The organism is Brevibacillus parabrevis (assembly GCF_022701015.1).
GTDB lineage: Bacteria > Bacillota > Bacilli > Brevibacillales > Brevibacillaceae > Brevibacillus > Brevibacillus parabrevis.
This window is the reverse complement of record NZ_CP064090.1, coordinates 1705770-1720542: the sequence shown is the minus strand read 5'-3', so window position 1 is coordinate 1720542 and position 14773 is coordinate 1705770. Positions and strand designations below refer to the sequence as shown.

At 52.1% G+C, this 14773-nt stretch carries 17 protein-coding genes; 2 read left to right on the top strand and 15 right to left on the bottom strand.

Annotation, left to right across the window (positions count from 1 at the left end; all coding sequences use genetic code 11):
• The first annotated feature begins 1 nt into the window (after position 1).
• Both IRJ17_RS08220 and IRJ17_RS08215 read left to right on the top strand, forming a co-directional pair.
• Positions 2-1576 carry a glycosyltransferase family 2 protein gene (locus IRJ17_RS08220; protein WP_173600213.1) on the top strand — a complete coding sequence of 525 codons (1575 nt, stop codon included), beginning with the start codon at positions 2-4 and terminating at the stop codon, positions 1574-1576.
• Between the two features lie 324 nt (positions 1577-1900).
• Entirely contained in the window at positions 1901-2404 is a 504-nt protein-coding gene (locus tag IRJ17_RS08215; RefSeq protein WP_122963793.1) for a S4 domain-containing protein, read from the top strand.
• Positions 2405-2613: 209 nt separating this feature from the next.
• Here the strand turns inward: IRJ17_RS08215 and IRJ17_RS08210 are convergent, their stop codons facing one another.
• From IRJ17_RS08210 to IRJ17_RS08145, 15 genes are all read right to left on the bottom strand, one after another.
• Positions 2614-3450, bottom strand: coding sequence for an N-acetylmuramoyl-L-alanine amidase (locus IRJ17_RS08210; RefSeq protein WP_242774226.1), 837 nt, complete (start codon positions 3448-3450; stop codon positions 2614-2616).
• 1 nt (position 3451) lies between these two features.
• Entirely contained in the window at positions 3452-3847 is a 396-nt protein-coding gene (locus IRJ17_RS08205; protein ID WP_063226740.1) for a phage holin family protein, read from the bottom strand.
• A 121-nt stretch (positions 3848-3968) separates the two neighbouring features.
• Complete coding sequence (locus tag IRJ17_RS08200) at positions 3969-4280, bottom strand: hypothetical protein (protein WP_122963791.1); 312 nt, start codon at positions 4278-4280, stop codon at positions 3969-3971.
• A 444-nt stretch (positions 4281-4724) separates the two neighbouring features.
• The gene (locus tag IRJ17_RS28125; RefSeq protein WP_267901895.1) at positions 4725-4841 is read right to left on the bottom strand and encodes a CD1375 family protein; all 117 of its coding nucleotides are present in this window, start codon (positions 4839-4841) and stop codon (positions 4725-4727) included.
• Positions 4841-5032 (bottom strand): hypothetical protein, encoded by a 192-nt coding sequence (locus tag IRJ17_RS08195; protein WP_122963790.1) that lies wholly within the window; start codon positions 5030-5032, stop codon positions 4841-4843. Before IRJ17_RS08195 ends, IRJ17_RS28125 begins: the two co-directional genes overlap by 1 nt.
• Entirely contained in the window at positions 5032-7629 is a 2598-nt protein-coding gene (locus IRJ17_RS08190; RefSeq protein ID WP_242774219.1) for a hypothetical protein, read from the bottom strand. Before IRJ17_RS08190 ends, IRJ17_RS08195 begins: the two co-directional genes overlap by 1 nt.
• 378 nt (positions 7630-8007) lie before the next feature.
• A complete protein-coding gene (locus IRJ17_RS08185; protein WP_122963787.1) occupies positions 8008-8280 on the bottom strand; it encodes a hypothetical protein in 273 nt (90 codons plus the stop codon).
• A gap of 1 nt (position 8281) precedes the next feature.
• Positions 8282-8599 carry a hypothetical protein gene (locus tag IRJ17_RS08180; RefSeq protein ID WP_122963786.1) on the bottom strand — a complete coding sequence of 106 codons (318 nt, stop codon included), beginning with the start codon at positions 8597-8599 and terminating at the stop codon, positions 8282-8284.
• Positions 8596-9168 (bottom strand): hypothetical protein, encoded by a 573-nt coding sequence (locus IRJ17_RS08175; protein ID WP_242774216.1) that lies wholly within the window; start codon positions 9166-9168, stop codon positions 8596-8598. The genes IRJ17_RS08180 and IRJ17_RS08175 overlap by 4 nt, the downstream gene beginning before the upstream one ends.
• The gene (locus tag IRJ17_RS08170) at positions 9165-9980 is read right to left on the bottom strand and encodes a baseplate J/gp47 family protein (protein ID WP_242774212.1); all 816 of its coding nucleotides are present in this window, start codon (positions 9978-9980) and stop codon (positions 9165-9167) included. The genes IRJ17_RS08175 and IRJ17_RS08170 overlap by 4 nt, the downstream gene beginning before the upstream one ends.
• Complete coding sequence (locus IRJ17_RS08165) at positions 9968-10402, bottom strand: DUF2634 domain-containing protein (RefSeq protein ID WP_173597642.1); 435 nt, start codon at positions 10400-10402, stop codon at positions 9968-9970. Before IRJ17_RS08165 ends, IRJ17_RS08170 begins: the two co-directional genes overlap by 13 nt.
• Entirely contained in the window at positions 10402-10650 is a 249-nt protein-coding gene (locus IRJ17_RS08160) for a hypothetical protein (protein WP_173599379.1), read from the bottom strand. The genes IRJ17_RS08165 and IRJ17_RS08160 overlap by 1 nt, the downstream gene beginning before the upstream one ends.
• A gap of 2 nt (positions 10651-10652) precedes the next feature.
• Positions 10653-11606: an XkdQ/YqbQ family protein gene (locus IRJ17_RS08155; protein ID WP_173597644.1), complete on the bottom strand. Its 954-nt coding sequence runs from the start codon at positions 11604-11606 to the stop codon at positions 10653-10655.
• A 13-nt stretch (positions 11607-11619) separates the two neighbouring features.
• The gene (locus IRJ17_RS08150) at positions 11620-12213 is read right to left on the bottom strand and encodes a hypothetical protein (RefSeq protein ID WP_242774209.1); all 594 of its coding nucleotides are present in this window, start codon (positions 12211-12213) and stop codon (positions 11620-11622) included.
• Positions 12210-14696, bottom strand: a complete 2487-nt coding sequence (locus IRJ17_RS08145) for a hypothetical protein (protein ID WP_242774207.1) — start codon at positions 14694-14696, stop codon at positions 12210-12212. Before IRJ17_RS08145 ends, IRJ17_RS08150 begins: the two co-directional genes overlap by 4 nt.
• Between the last annotated feature and the right edge of the window lie 77 nt (positions 14697-14773).

Genomic DNA, 14773 nt, shown 5'->3' with positions numbered 1-14773 from the left:
AATGACGACGCAAACGCGGATTTTGATTGGAAGCCCGGTTTGCCAACAACCGGACGTGCTGCGCATGTTTTTGTTTTCGCTGGAAAAGCTTTCGACTTCCGATATGGCCGTCCACTACCTGTTTGTTGATGACAATAACGATCCTGCTTCGAGCAGACTCCTCCACCATTTTGCCGAAAAGCACTCCGGCCAAGTGGAGATCATCCGCAGCCAGGAAGCACCCTCTACCTACTCTTGCAACGAGACGACCCATATTTGGACAGATGAGCTGGTCTGGCGGGTAGCTTCCTTCAAAAACCAACTGATCGAGCGCGCCAAATCAGGCGGCTACGACGGGCTGTTCCTCCTCGACTCAGACTTGCTGCTCCAGCCAGCTACGCTGGAAACTTTGCTCGCATCGGAAAAAGACATCGTCTCGGAAGTTTTCTGGACGAGTTGGACGCCAGACACGCTGCCAGTTCCCCAGGTTTGGCTTACGGACCAGTACACGCAGTATGAAATCAACCATCGGCTGGAAAGCATCTCTGCCGAGGAACAATACCTCAGAAAGTACGCCTTTTATGGAAAGCTGCGCGTTCCCGGCCTGTATGAAGTGGGCGGCCTCGGCGCTTGCACCTTGATTCGCCGGAAGGCATTGGAATCCGGCGTGAACTATTCGCGTATTCACAATGTCACGTTTTGGGGAGAAGATCGCCATTTTTGCATACGGGCTGTGGCGCTAGGGTTCTCTTTGTTCGTAGACACCCACTACCCCGCGTTCCATCTGTACCGGGAAAGTGACTTTGCGGAAGCGACCGTCTGGATGAAACAAATCTACGGTTCCGCTCCGCTCCGCGTCAAAAAATCCCCCTCTCTTGCCGTGCCCGCTGTGCCCACGTCCCGTCCCAAAATTACTTTGTCCATGGTCATCCACAACGAGGCAGACAAACATCTCGCCCACGTGCTCACCAAGCACAGGGAGTACATCGACGAAGCCGTTATTATCGACGACGGCAGCACAGATGACAGCGCCGAAATTTGCCATGAGCTGCTAAAAGGCATTCCCCTCCACCTCGTCCGAAACCCGACGCCGCAATTCACCAACGAAGTCGCCCTGCGCAAACAGCAATGGAAAGAAACCATTTCTCACCAGCCAGAGTGGATCGTCAACATGGATGCCGACGAAGTTTTTGAAGACGGGTTTGCCACAGGTGTACATGCGCTGCTCTCCAGACAGCATGGCGATGTGTGCTGCTTCCGCCTGTATGATATGTGGACTGAATCCCACTACCGTGAAGACCCGTATTGGCGCGCCCATTATGTATACCGCCCATTCATCGTCCGCTACCGCCCCAACCTTCGCTATCTGTGGAAAGAACAGCCCTTGCACTGCGGACGCTTTCCCGGCAATATTTTCGAGCTGCCTTCCTTTCTCAGTTACTACCGGGTGAAGCATCTGGGCTGGTCATCTGAAAAGATTCGCCAGGAAAAATACGCCCGCTACAAGCTGCTGGACCCAACCGCCCTGTATGGCTGGAAAGAACAATACGAATCGATTTTGGACGCCGAGCCAAATCTCGTGCCGTGGAGAGAATAAGGGGGTTGGTAACATTAACCAGTTGTGGTAAAATCGTTTACAACTATTTGGATAGGAAGGTACGGGTGCGACGTATGCCAACGACAACTTTGTAATGGCCTAAAAAACTGGATAGCCTTGCTCCTGGAAAAACAACGCGTTTTTTCGCCCAGGTGCAGTCTGCCCTTTTTTCCCATTACAAAGGAACGTAACGAAATCTGTAGGCTGTCCTTCTTACGGAGATTCGCTATGGGGAATCTCCGTTTTTTGCGTTCAAAAAAGCCAGTCTGCAAGACATCCAAATAGCAGGTACGTTCCTTACCCTTTTTCACGAGGTGAAGGATCATGCTAGTCATGGAACATACGTGGGTATTAACTCAAACGCCATGCACTCTCCCCGTGCTGCGGTATTGCCGGAGCTGCGGACGCACCGTACCCTTTTTCGATACCAGCATTCGCCGGCACAACGCCAACGGCAAAAACATTTATCGTTTCGCTATCTACAAATGCGAGCGGGACCACACATGGAACGAGAAGCTCGCCATATACAAATCGTTTACGGAGCATGTAGAAGTACCGGAGCAGGAGACAATGGCAGAAAATCTCGCCTTGCCCGTCCTCCCTGTTCTCGATTACAAAGAGCAAGGCGTACAGGAAGTCCGCATCACGATTGAAAGCGCAGATGCGCGGTATCGCCTCGACAAGCTGCTCGCCAGTCGACTGGATGGCTGGAGCCGCAGTCAAATCGTGCAAAAGATCAAGGATGGCCGCATCCGCGTCAACCAGCGGGAAGCGAAGCCGAGTGCGATTTTGTCCGCCAGCGACGTCATCGTCATTGTGATCGGCTGACACTTGCTTGCACCATATTCAATAGCAAAAGGGGCTGTCCCAAAAGTCGAATTTTCGGCTGAGCGACGCCCTTTTTCCTTTCATACGCGTCGATGAATCAATGTTTCCGCTTGCTTGACGTTAGCTAATTCGCCTTTTTGGGCAGCTCCTTTGTGCTCTGTTGGGTCGTGCTGCCAACGCCGCTTATTTTCGCCTTCTGTTACTCAGGCTTATTCTCGCAGCACTACCGTTTTCCTCGCTGCGTCCCAGCTCACTTCCATCCCTAGCAGGGCAGCCACCTCTCTTGCCGGAGCATAAGCGGTTCCATTTTCATGGAGACAATTCAGTTCGTGACCGTTCACCGTTACCGTTTTGGTAGTCGGCTCCCACCCGACCGTTGCTCCCGCTGCCTCCGCGACCAGCCGGACCGGAACATAGGAAGTTCCTGCAATCAGCTTGCCTGTCGTCGCCAGCGTCAGCTCGACAGTGCAGTTATCAACAGGTGCCTGTGGTTTTTGTGGAAAACCTGTTAGCAACCTGTGGACATCCTGTTTAAAACTTTCCCAGGCAGCTTGCGCATTTTTGCCAAAATAAGCTTGCGCCGTGCGCTCATCGACAAAAAAGGCCGGGCAGTTTTTCCCGGTAATGTCGTAATGCCGCCACAACTTATCCACAGCCCAGCCATAACGTTTTAAAAGCTCTGCTGTCAAAGCTACGGTCTGCTCGTACATTTTTGTAAAGCTGCCGTCCGCGTTGACACACATCTCGATGCCAATCGTGCAATCGTTCGGGTACGCGCTCAGCTTTTGCAGCGCCTCTGCCTTGTACGATTTCGCCCCCACGTGATAGCCCATTTCCGTCTCAGGCAAGCACCTGATGATTTGCCGGTCATCCACGATGTAGTGAGCGCTGGCTTCTGTCGTCGGCTTGTTGAAGTAGTTCCGGTTTGCCACCGCATCGGCGCCTTTTTTCTCGTTGGCTGTCCAGTGGATGACCAGTCCTTTCGGGACAATCTTTGTGCCTGGTCTGGCCGTTTGGTTCGTGAGCAGCATTTCCGTGATTTGCATGTTATTTGCCCTCCCCTCTCCCTTTTAGCACCTCTACTGCTCGCTTAATCAATTCCGGAACGGGCAGGCCAATGCGTCCCGCGTTCTCGATAATGCTTAGCAGCTCATTTGCCAGGTAAAAAAAGATCGTCGCGTCGCGGATGAAATTTTGGTCACCAAGCGACATGTCGATCAGATGGGCAATCGCGACCATGCAAAAAATGAACAACTTCCGCGCAATGCCGATCATACCGACCTTGCTTTTTAACTTTCCTTCCATTCCGGCTGCAATCAGGCCAGTGACAAAATCAAAAATGACGAATGCGAGTAGCACACTGAGCAATGCTGACCAGCCGCCAAAAAGAAACGAGGCTGCTGCGCCTCCGATAGCAATTCCTGTTTTGATAAAGTTGTCCATTCGCTCTTCTTCCTCTCTCCCCTCGGTGCAGTAAAAATTGCCCCGGTCGGCTCGGGGCTGGCTCTCGGTCTTGGTGATAAAAAAATACCCTCGGTTTTACCCGAGGGCCGTTGATGGCGTTTTAAAATGGACCACTTAATGGTGTTTCATACGTTATGTTCTCGTGTTTATCCTTTACTGCCCCGGGAACAAACTTTACTTGATAGAAAAACCCGGTATGCCAAGTATCAGGATTATAACGCATGTAAACCTTGAGAATGGGCTTTTCCGGATCGGTTGTATCCCATTCAATACTCTGGTTCCAATTTTGTTTTTTTAAGTTGGCTCCAGTATGACTGTTAATGTGGGTAATGAGCTGATCAATATCAGTAATGGATAAGGTGTCCTCTGATAATTCTTCATTAAAGCTAATCAGCAAAATACTCGCATTCATAACAGTGATTGTGCCAACTGCCGGGCTGGTATCGCTATTCTCGACTTATCCCCTTCTCTCCACGAGGGGTTTCGTTCGAGCCTACACCGCGCGAGCGACTTTCATCGCACACGGCGTTCCATCAACGGATAAAAAGCAAAAAACCTACAACGGGCAAATGTGATTATAAGCTCATAACGTATAACTGGTCCTCTAACTAAAGTTATGCATTGAGACAAATTTGAAGCTAACGGAAAGGAGCCACTCAGCAGCTCCCCCATGAAAAACGCCCTCTCCGCTTGGGAAAAAGCGCTATGCTACTGGTGCTCCATCGGCACTCAGCCTGATAGCTTCCAGGTCTTCTTTTACTGCCAGCTTCAAACCAGTTGGCACACTGTCGTATGTGCGGCGGCCAATACGATCAGAGCTACCTAGCCCCGAAAAGATATGAGCCGGATGCCCAGATTAACCAGTGCTGCTTTCAGCATCAAGCATCGCCTGTACTTCCTCTTGAAGATGTGCGGGAACTTGGTCCATCTTCCGCCTGCCAGCCTTGACCAAACTGTAGTAAATTGCTGCCACTAAGATGTCCCTCCCATCTGCTCTTTCAATAGAAGCAACTCCTCATACAGTTGAGCAGTTGCCTCCATGATTGTGAGCTTGTCATTTTTTTCGGCGACCAGTTCCGCCTCCAGCCTGACAATCTTTTGTTCCGGCGTTTCCTGCTGCTTTTTGCGAATTTCCGTGATGGACTCTTGATTGCTGAACTTCATCAGTCAAAAGCACCCCCATATCCATAGACGTGGACTCGCTGCGTGGCAGAACCTTTTGCAAGGGTGACCCATACGCAAATAGCCCAGTCGGCTGCTGTCTTCGTCTTGTTTGTGAAAATGTAGCCGCGGCCACCGATTACGGCATTGCAAGCATCTTCCCAGGTAGGCGTAGCATCGAGATAGTTATTTGTGACCAGCACACTCTCGATCTCAGAGTCGGGCGGCAAGTATCGCTCCAGCGTGAACAGGATTCGCTCCGGCATGCCGTCTACTGTGAAGAAGGCAGCGACATCCGGGTTGTTGTAGTCCAGCATGAACTCCAGATGTGTCTCGGTGCGGGTAAAAGTGTATACGCGCTCGGATGAAATGCCTGCGCTGTCCGTGGCGACGATCTTCAACTGGTGCTGCACGTCGAGATCAAGCTTGATCCATGCATCATGTGTCAGCTCGAAGGTGTTCTGCTGACCACCTGCGCCTGCAAATGACCTGATTTGCTGCCCATTTACATACTCCGTGAAGGTGAAGGAGTTGCCTTCCGGGTCTGCGGCTGAATACGTGACTGTCGGCCGCTCCGTAAGCGTTCCAAGGTCGCTGTTCTGGCCGCTGATCGTCGGCGGACGGTTCCAGACCACGCGGAACTTGCGCGTGACTTCCGCGCTTTTGCCGCCTTTGTCGTCTTCGGCCCAGACTGCCAGCGTGTGATCGGTGTTCTCCGCCAGATCGACGCCAGCGACATCGACCGCGCCGTCCCACATCCTTTTGCCGCTGTACCTCAGATCGCGAGCAAAAGAAAGAGGCGTGCTGCCGTCTGAAACTCCAGATGCGATGTTTCGGATGGTGCCGCCGTTGATGCGGTATTTGATGGTGACTGCGTTGTCTACGTCCTGATCCAGTGCGCTACCAGCTACAGAAAGTGTAGCGTTTTCGGTCAGCGTCTGGTTGTCAGACGTAGTCAGCGTGACGACAGGCTTCTTGTTCGGGTTTAGGACGCCGTAGTATTTTACTGCTCCGGCCGCTTGGTAAAGCGTTGGCGGCACCGAGAAGTCAGTCTGGAATAATTGGTCATAAAGCGTCGCTGGCTTGGTTCCTGCGCCGACAACAAACGGACCTTGATATGTGACGAACTCGTCCGTTGACTCGATGCGCTTGATGTAGCCGCCGTCTTCGTAGGTTATCGATAGCTTTCCGTTTTTGTCAGACGTGATGCTAGCGTTCTGTCCTTTTACCAGCTTTCTCGGCGCGGCGGGCCAGGTTATGGCGTCTGTTGAGTTGCTGTATCGAATGTAAGGGCTAACCGTATTATCGGAATCTGTACCGTGCCAAACAACATGCAGTTTGTCGTTTGGTGTGGTAATTGCTTGAGGACTTGCTTGAGGGTAGCCCCCGCCGTCGCAAATCATCACTCCACGTCCGTCATTGGATGGGTCCCAGGCGAAACCGAGATAAAAGTTAATGTAAATTCCGTAGTTGTTTGGGGCACTTGACCATACGCTAATGATCGCAGGATTTTCTAATACATACGCTACACATGGACTGGTGATGTTTGTACCTGAAGCATCATAGTACGTCAACTGACTAGCTGAACCAGGCGACGGATCAAGCGTCCCGTTCGACAAAAATACAAGGAAACCAGTGCGAATGTTGAAACTGTTTGAGAGTGTTGAGTTTTTCGTGCTGGCTGCCCACCAAAGTTCGGAACCGTAAGAGTTGACTATTAGGTCAATGCCATTAAATGCGGTTTGTCCCGAGTCGATTGCACCTTTATACAGAACCCAACTTGCATTCAATCCCCATAGATTCGTGTTCGTTGCGCCCGTTGCGTCGATTGCGATAAGGTTGATATCTGCGGTTCCTGTAGTAAACGCAATATACACTACACTATCCTTTGATGCGATCGAGAAGTAGGTCAAGTCACTACTTCCGTTACTCACGTAGCACAATTGCGCCCATGCTTTTCCGTTATTGGTTGACTTGTATAAATAAATGGTTTTTCCTGTAAAATCATAAACGGCCCCCACTAGCCACCCATTGTTCAGCCGAACAGGACGAGCCATCTGCGACACGAGATAAGCCTGGTTGACGACGTTGATCGGGACATACAGCCTTGCATCTTCTTGCTGAATCGTGAAGCGTCGAGTCACTTTGGTTGAGTCGTCACTGCCATCGTTGGCCCATATTTGAATCGATGATGCCTCTGCTGGCAGCAGGCCCGAGACGTCTGTGGAGCCATCCCAGAAACGCCCCGCGCTGTATAGCAATGTTTTGCTAAACGCCTTCGCTGTTGTGCCGTCGGATGTTCCAAGCGTGATGGTCTGTGTTGGGCCTCCGCCGATGGAATACTTGACTGACAGGGGTTGTCCAGCGTCTGCATCAGACACGCTGCCTTCCAACTTGTATGTGTTGCCTTCGGTCAAAGCAAGGTTGTCAGTTGGCTGCGCCAATGTGATGGAAGGGAGACTATTATCAATATAATCAACTGTGACATTATATTGATAGTAGTATGCGTAAGTTCTAGTGTCTTGAGCTGGCCTTGTAACCGTTCCTTCATACCAGATTATAAATGTGGATGGGGTTAAAGCTCCTACTTGTTTAGTCAAAGTCCCGGAGTACCCTCCAGAACTATAGAACTGTGAGTTAGGCATAGAATGATAACCAGCTTCATCAACTGGCCCCGTCTCCGCAGTTTTCACAGTCTTCGAGTCAGCGGGAATATAACTCCCTCCTGTTTGAACTGTCCGACTAACAGCACCGTTTGTAAGCGTAAAGGTTAGTGTATTGCCAGTTAACGAATAGGAAACTGCACCTGTATTTACAGTTACTGTATTTACCTTCTTGAGATTTGGCAATCTTAGTACCTGAGTTTGTGATCGAGAGGTACTCTCTGGATAAGAAATTGACTTTATTGCCACGTTCCTCCCCCTTTCCAAAAGCTACTCGGTTGAGCACCTGTTTTTGCATTCTTCGTTTGCACTCCGCTATACCTCCAACCTACTTTGCGCCTTGTTGTAATAACCCCGAATCACCTTGATCCCGATAATCGTAGAAAGATCATCCTTGAAGTGGTTATGCAAGAAATTTTCCGGCAACGTGCTCTCGATAACGTTCACGCGAGTTTTCAGGTTCGATACATCAGCGGTGAGCACTGCAATAGCAGCGTGAGCGTCCGCGATACCTTGTTCCCAACGGTTTATGTCCACTTCCGTTACTGGGTCATCTTGTTTCCAGTCCATTTTGGCATTGTATGACATCTTACGCCCCTCCTCTCACATCGACAACGAAAGTCAGGTTCACGAATTGCGCACCGTTCATTTCAATAGTGGCCGTCTTTTCTGCGACGACTACCCCTGTACTCGTTCGGATTTTTGCATTAGTGATAACCGAAACGCTGGTGACGTTCTGCGTCGACACCTCTAAGGCAATTGCATCATGAACACCCGCAGTCGGATGCTGCGAAATAGATGCAGCATGGATTGGGACGGAAACAGTGTTATTCAGCAGGATATCGCCTCCCGTTATCCGCGCCAACAGGTCGTTTCGTATAGTCTGTAGATAACTGTGCGTAATCATCTGACCACCTCCTCGTATCGTTTGATTGGGGTCATCCCTACACGAAACTCGCTGACCTTGTGGTACTCTTTAATTCCAACAACCAGCACGTCCCGAAGTTCAACTCTCTCCAGCGACACAGGCTCAAATGCAACCCCGTTGCAATGAACGGGCCTGATCTTCTCGACAGCCTGAACGGCGTTCTTTGTATCGAATCGATCCTCAATCGGGTAAACGTACCGAATCACTTTCTTTTCAAAATCCTCGACCATTCGTACCTGCTTGAATGCTGACGAACTGTAGCCAATCGCCCGCAATACACCTGGAGTAAAGCCAAGGTACGCCCAATGCTTCTGCCTTATATTTTTCCGCCGCTCCTCAACACCCAGCAACTGCTTTTGACCAAAGTAAATCCAATCCCAAACATCCAGCCCCCAGGTCGCTGACCACGGATGGAACTGCCGCAAAACGTCTTCCCGCTCCGCATGAAAAGCATCGACTGCGGTTGCTGCGCCTTCGAAATGATACTCCGCTACCTTGTTCTCGTACCATTGCGGCGGCAACATTTGCCTGTAGCGTTCTGGGATCATGTCGTCACCGCCAAAGCGAGCGAAGCGACAGAGTCAGCAGGCACGGTTAAATTGGCTTCCTGGCCGTTCAGCGTGTAATCCGCAAAGTCGACGACCCCGTCCACGAAAAAGAGCGCCCCGATCTGCTGGTACACGATCTGCGAACGCCCTTTCAAATACGTTTTCACTTGGGCAGCAATCTGTTCCTCGATCTTCGCCTGCTCAGCATCGGGGCGCAGCGCCAGCTTCACTGCAATCGAAACGGGATAAACCTTGGCTGGCAGCACCCGCAGTTCGTGCAAAGCCCGCCTTTTGTCTTCCAGCTTGGTACGCACAGTATTCGCCAGCTCTTCCGTGGCGGGCTGACCGCTCGCATCCGTGATGTACAGATCAATCGACAGATCGTGCCGCGCTTTCTCTACAGCGACTGCTCCGCCTACGCCGTCAACGTTTCGCGCCCAGCGCTCATAGTCCTGGCGGCGGCCGTCGCCTTCTTCGGAGCGCGCCCGATCCAGCAAACGTTTGCGATAGGCATCGTCAGTTTCTCCCTCGTTGCGAGGGAGGCCGAAAAAGACGCCTGACGCGTCCAAATATTCACCGTCTGCCCAAGGAAGAAAGGCTTGCAAAAAGCCGTACTCCAAAAGCTGCTGCTGCTCGCTAAGCTCTTCGGCAATCGGGTAGGCCAAATCGTAGTGGATTTCCCCCTCTCCCGTAGCCGGCGGCGTCTCCCCGCGCTTCTGCGCGAGCACAGCCATCCGGTTCGCGATCCGCTGGTAAATCTGTTCGGGCGTCTCCCGCAAAATCGGCATTTCAGGTCTGTCTATCGTTGCCATGCATCCACCTCCAATCGGGTTGTGCCTCTTGTTCCTTCTATCTCCAGTTGCAAAATGACCCGGCCGCTCGCAAAGCGAATGTCCTGCACGACAGCGCGCTCAATCTCGCTGTGTGCCTCCAGCGCTTCCTCGGTCTGCGCCTTGATCGTCGGCAATGACAAACCGGAGCGCATCCGGCCTTTTTCCGCCAAAAAGTCCACCCCGTACCGCTCCGAGTAAATCGCGTAGCGAAAGCGGCGGGTGTGGAGAATTTTGTGCACCGTCTCCTGCAAGTATTCTGCATATGTTCTCGTGCGCAAATAGCGGCCATCTGGCCCTTGCTTCAACTGCTTCGTCTCCCAATCGAACTGATACGTCCAGGGAATCGGCTCGTCCGTTTGCGCCGTCAAAATGTCTTCCGTGCCCGTCAACTGGGGAAACATCATTCCACCACCCCGAGCAGGAGGTATTGATCGTTCGTGCAGGAAAGCAGGGCAACCTTTTTCCCTACGTCCTCCTGGCGCAACTCCGCAGAGCGCAAGGCGACAATTTCATCCGGCTCCAAAGGCGTTGGGTCTTCGTCGAGCTTGACGGACAACGGCGTGAGCGACAAAAGCTGTCCGAACTCCCCTCGGGTGTTCACCAGCCCGTCCTGTGTATATCCCCTGAGCTTTGCAATGACGGATTGCATGGTTACGTCCTCCTTTCCAGTTGCAGATCCATTGTGTATTGCCCGCCTTTCCAGTGAGCGTTGCAACTGGTGACGATCCAATCGGTAATGGTCTGATTGTTCTTTTCCATGATCTTGATCAGCCAGCCTGCGCGAAGCCTTGCCGCCTGCTCGTCCTCATGACGGACCGAGATCGACCTTGTCAGCGGGATTTTGGACAGCTCGGCAAGCTGCTTCGCTGCCAAAGCGGCAACATTTTTGTCCTCCCCGGCGTCGATGACCTTTTGCATGCGACCAATTTGCTTGACGAGGCTCTCGTTCGCTTTCGTCGCACTGCTCGCCACCTTGTCGTCCTGATAGCGCTCTGCTGTCACCACCGTGTACACATCCTCGATGCTCTCGCCTGTGGAGCTTGTTGAAAGCAAGCTTGCCTTGAACAGCGGAACGATCGGGTTTGCCCCCTCCGGCAAAACGGTCAGCTTGTCGCGCTGGTACTGCACGAAATAGCGGGCGCCTGTTTTCTCGTACGCTTGCTCGGTCAGCGATGTGAACAGAGCCGTATATGATTGGGGAGCAATGCGCTCTTTGGTCGTGAAGCCAAAAGGCGGGCAGCTTATGTTCACGCCCGCCGCCTTGATGACTCGCGCCAGCTCCGTTCCGGCATCGCCGTCCAGCTTGATGCGGGAGACTTCGTTTTTTTGCAAATACCAGCCAAGCTCGTAAGCTGTCGCGGACAAATCCCCAGTCCGATCGTCGCGATCGAGGCGGACAAGCGGACCGTGGAAGATTTGCTGCGCTTCTTTTAGCTGATCGCCGGAAAAGAGCATCAAAAAGCCCGCCGCTTGCAGGGGCGGGGCTTCCTTGATTTGCACACTCAACTGCCCGGCGATTTGCCCGCGGGACGATGACCAGGACAGCTCTGTGACAGCCGGGGAAAGGTCATATCGAGTCTGTTCCTTCCCATATATGACTTTCATCTCATCATCTCCGTTAAAATCCGTGTGCGTCTTCCAGCTTTTTTTGAATCCGCATGCGCATGTCCTCAGCCCGGCTGCTGCCAGCAGATTGAGTCATCGCCTTCTGCTTCTTCGTCTTTTTCGCTACCTTGCCGCTCGTATTGGGACGAGCCGGCTGCTGCCGCGAGATGACGGCGCCAGGGGAGAGAAGCTGCGTCTGGTTGCTCCAGGTAATAAATTCGTCTTTTACAAACAGCGGCAGCTCAATCGAGCCGTGAAAATCGACGTTTTTCCCCTGAAACTTGCCATCGCACGGCCCGATCAGCACATTCCAGGCGAGATTCAACTCGTCGATCGTCAGCAGCACCTCTGATCCTGTCAACCGCTCCAATCCGGCAAGCCACGGTCTCGGACCTTGGTAGCCTTTGACCTCGATGTAAGGAGCTGTAATGTCTCCCGGCAAAAAGAAATCGAAACTGATCGATTTCGGACGTCTGGCCGAGATGCGATTGGCGGCGAGCAACGTGATCGACGTGGTGCCTTCGACATCGTTACCGTAGCCGCGAAATTGGATTTCGGCTGGAGTGACCGGGAATGTCAGTGTGTATTTGCCTTGCATGCGAATCATGTCACCACTCCTCCTCTTGTCTCCAGCGCGTCCAACAGTGCCCTCTCGATGATCGCTCTGATTCTTTGGCTGACAGTTGGATCATTGAGCATTTTCAGCATCGTCGGAATATCTTGCAGCACACCGTCCGCATGCAAAGAAATTGTCAGTTGTGGGATCGTCAAGGAGACGCTCTGTGTTTTTGCATTCGGATTTCCTGCTGGTGAATAGGCAGGGGCAGTTGACCTTTGCGGCGCTGCTTGAGGTGCGCGTGTCCTGCGCCGCTCCTTTCCGAAAAGCTGCTGCTTTTGTGCTGTATCTCCTTCTTTCGCAAGCGACCTGTTCTGCCACCAATTTTTTGCTGTGTCATAGATCGCGCCTCCCGCCATAGAACCTCCGAAGCCACCAATGATGCCGCCGATCGCTCCTCCGATTGCTGTCCCAAGTCCCGGAACAATGGAGCCTACAGCAGCTCCCATCGCCGCGCCAGCAGCTGCGCCTCCCCATCCACCAAGCGCTTCTGCACCTACTTGTGCTGCCGTATCCACTTTATTTTCCGATCCGGCGATTGTCGCAACACCGAGCAAGGTTCCAACGAGCGGTACCCTTCTCAATCCTGCCTTCGCGATCTTTTTCCAGGAGCCTTTTCCTCCGGCTTTTTCGGTTTTATCCGCTTTCTCTCGGCCGCCACTATCCAGTTCAGTCATGTCCGGCAGTTCAGGCATCATGTCTAGAGGAGAAGCACCTGGCACAGCTGCACTGATGCCAAGAGGAGCTGCGCCTGCGACTGCACCAACTGCGGTTGCATTGCGTTTGCCTCCCGTCTGCTTGTTCGCTTCATTACCAGCAGCAGACTTGTTCGACCCGTTCCTGTTTTTATTGCTGTTATTTTTTTTGTTACCCTTATTGTTGGATTTATTCCCCTTTTTACCACCTGCGCCAGAACCGTCGCAGCAGCAACAGCAGCAGCACTCTCGTTTTCCTCCTGCATCCGGATTGAGCGGTTTTTCTTCCTCCGCTGCTTTTCCTTTTTTGCCTATTCTGGCTATAAGCCCCCCTACCGTAGTGAAAAAAGCTTTCGTTTTCGTCCAGATGTTTGTTGCAAGGGCACCGACTGTCAAAATGACGGTCACAGCCGTTACCATATATACGGCACCTTTCCTTACCGTCTCATCCCAACTGTTGAACCAGCCGGTGAAAAGTGCAGCTGTTTTGGAGACCAGCGCAGTGACACCCGACAAATCGCTAGTTACTTTTCCGATCGCGTCCATCGCCTCATGCTTCGCCTCTGCCTGAGCCTGAAGCGTAGCAAAAAACAGGTCGGCCTGGGATGAAGCTGCATATGCTTTATCTACCTCGTTATTCATCTCTGGCTTCATATCGCCGGAGGCAATCTTGACCGTCTTCTCCACAATATTTCCCGAATCGCCGCCCAGACTGGCCATGGCTTTTTGCTGTTCCGCCGCGTTCGAAGAGGCAGCAATCAGCATCATCATTTTTCCCAATGCGATTCGCTGCTCGTCTTTGTCTGTAGAAGCCAGCCCTATAGCAAGCCTTTTGGAATCTTCCTCGGCTCTTTGTTGTGCCATGGCTTTTTTCTGCTCGTCGGTTAGTTTCTTTTCCGGGTCAGACTCCTGAATTTGCTTTTCGTATTTGGATGCAAGAAGCTGTACAAGTCCACCATTGGCGTTATATTCCTGACCCTTGATCAACAGGGCGCCAAACTCCTTGCTATTCAGGGACAGCTGGCTGATTTCTCCGACCACGGCAGCCAGTTTCTCTGGGGTATTCAGCATTTTGCCATTCGCTGTGTTGAATTGCGCGAGGGAATCTACCAGCTTGAGGCTAAGATTGCCTGCTCCCGCATTGTTCATATACTGAAGCGCATTCGCCAGTTGTTCAGGTTTGGCATCAGCCTGTGTTGCGGCGCCAATCGCTGTCATCATTCTTACACTTTCTTCCCCGGCAAGACGAGTCGTGACAGCCAGTCTTGCTGCCTCTTCCACCATTTTTGGATCGACGTTCCCGCTTTTTGCAATCAGAGCCATCGCCGCGGGTTCGGTCAGATAAGGATTGAGCCTTGTCAATTTCGCGGCCATCTCTTCGAAAACTTTCATTTCCGCAGCGCTTTTTCCACTGCCTGCATAAATAGCCCGCTCTTGCCCCGCAGCCTTGGCTTCCGTTTTGACTCCATCCATCGATGTGCCAAAAGCAACACCATTCCAGAGTCCCCCTAAGTTGGCCCACTCCTTTTTCATGTCGTCAAACTTGGGGGCAATGTCTACAAATTTGACTTTGGGCTTCACTTTGTTCAGCTCATCCATGCTGGCCCTGACTTTCTGAACGTCGCTCTTCATTCGACTAAGTCCTGCGGAGAGCTTATTGGTCATGCTCTGCATTTCCCGTCCTGCTCGGCCTACTTCCTTGGTCATCGCGCCCATTTCGTGCAGCATGCGCTTCATTTCCGAACGCGTATCTTTCAATCTAGCAGCATCTGTTGCCATTCATTTCACCTCCTGTCTTAACTGTCATCCAACTTCCTTTTATATCCTAAAGCGGGATCGGAAAAAGCCAAGCCCCT

Coding starts and splice junctions, on each gene's coding strand:
- IRJ17_RS08180 (WP_122963786.1), bottom strand. CDS start 8,599: ATGATTACGCACAGTTATCTACAGACTATACGAAACGACCTGTTGGCG.
- IRJ17_RS08210 (WP_242774226.1), bottom strand. CDS start 3,450: ATGCAAATCACGGAAATGCTGCTCACGAACCAAACGGCCAGACCAGGC.
- IRJ17_RS08200 (WP_122963791.1), bottom strand. CDS start 4,280: ATGAATGCGAGTATTTTGCTGATTAGCTTTAATGAAGAATTATCAGAG.
- IRJ17_RS08160 (WP_173599379.1), bottom strand. CDS start 10,650: ATGCAATCCGTCATTGCAAAGCTCAGGGGATATACACAGGACGGGCTG.
- IRJ17_RS08175 (WP_242774216.1), bottom strand. CDS start 9,168: ATGATCCCAGAACGCTACAGGCAAATGTTGCCGCCGCAATGGTACGAG.
- IRJ17_RS08195 (WP_122963790.1), bottom strand. CDS start 5,032: ATGAAGTTCAGCAATCAAGAGTCCATCACGGAAATTCGCAAAAAGCAG.
- IRJ17_RS08185 (WP_122963787.1), bottom strand. CDS start 8,280: ATGTCATACAATGCCAAAATGGACTGGAAACAAGATGACCCAGTAACG.
- IRJ17_RS08215 (WP_122963793.1), top strand. CDS start 1,901: ATGCTAGTCATGGAACATACGTGGGTATTAACTCAAACGCCATGCACT.
- IRJ17_RS08170 (WP_242774212.1), bottom strand. CDS start 9,980: ATGGCAACGATAGACAGACCTGAAATGCCGATTTTGCGGGAGACGCCC.
- IRJ17_RS08145 (WP_242774207.1), bottom strand. CDS start 14,696: ATGGCAACAGATGCTGCTAGATTGAAAGATACGCGTTCGGAAATGAAG.
- IRJ17_RS08205 (WP_063226740.1), bottom strand. CDS start 3,847: ATGGACAACTTTATCAAAACAGGAATTGCTATCGGAGGCGCAGCAGCC.
- IRJ17_RS08155 (WP_173597644.1), bottom strand. CDS start 11,606: ATGAAAGTCATATATGGGAAGGAACAGACTCGATATGACCTTTCCCCG.
- IRJ17_RS08150 (WP_242774209.1), bottom strand. CDS start 12,213: ATGATTCGCATGCAAGGCAAATACACACTGACATTCCCGGTCACTCCA.
- IRJ17_RS08165 (WP_173597642.1), bottom strand. CDS start 10,402: ATGTTTCCCCAGTTGACGGGCACGGAAGACATTTTGACGGCGCAAACG.
- IRJ17_RS08220 (WP_173600213.1), top strand. CDS start 2: ATGACGACGCAAACGCGGATTTTGATTGGAAGCCCGGTTTGCCAACAA.